Source organism: Exiguobacterium sp. UBA6309, from assembly GCF_002439205.1.
Taxonomy (GTDB): Bacteria; Bacillota; Bacilli; order Exiguobacteriales; family Exiguobacteriaceae; genus Exiguobacterium_A.
Window position 1 is genome coordinate 2,555 of the sequence record NZ_DJTL01000035.1, and the last position, 625, is coordinate 3,179.

1 pseudogene is annotated in these 625 nt (G+C 52.6%); it reads right to left on the reverse strand.

Going from position 1 to position 625, the window contains the following annotated elements:
- A pseudogene (locus tag B3M90_RS12035) lies at nucleotides 1–625 on the reverse strand (2-oxoacid:acceptor oxidoreductase subunit alpha); the annotation flags it as partial.

A 625-nucleotide genomic window follows, 5' to 3' on the forward strand; every position in this document is an offset into this window, starting at 1 on the left:
TCTTCGTCGCTTCCGACGGACGCCCTTCCTCATTGTGCTCAACACCCGTTACGTGGTGAATTCCGTGCTTGACGCCTGGAATGACACGTGGGCTGATTCCATCTTCCGTCACTTCGTAGCGTTTGAAGTACGCTTTTCCTTCAAGTTCCGGTAAGTCTTCCTGGATCAACTTCCCGCGACGGATCTCAACGCGTGACATATCCGGTGGTTCAACCGATTGTTTTCCGAGCGACAGCATCAAATCCGTCAATAGAATGACAGGGCATTGATACTCCTCTGCGATATTGAATGCTTCTGCTGCATCGTAGAACGCTTCTTCGACCGTTGACGGTGCCAAAACGACCTTCGGAATCTCACCATGTGTACTATAGATCATCGCCATCAAGTCCGACTGTTCCTGTTTCGTTGGTAGACCTGTTGACGGACCACCCCGTTGTGTATCGACGATGACGAGCGGTGTTTCCGTCATCCCGGATAATCCGATCGCTTCCGCCATTAGTGACAATCCTGGACCAGCAGACGCCGTCAAAGCACGGACACCTGCGTAGTTGGCACCAATTGCCATCGTGACCGCTGCCAGTTCGTCTTCCGTCTGGACGACCGTTCCACCGAACTGCGGTAATTT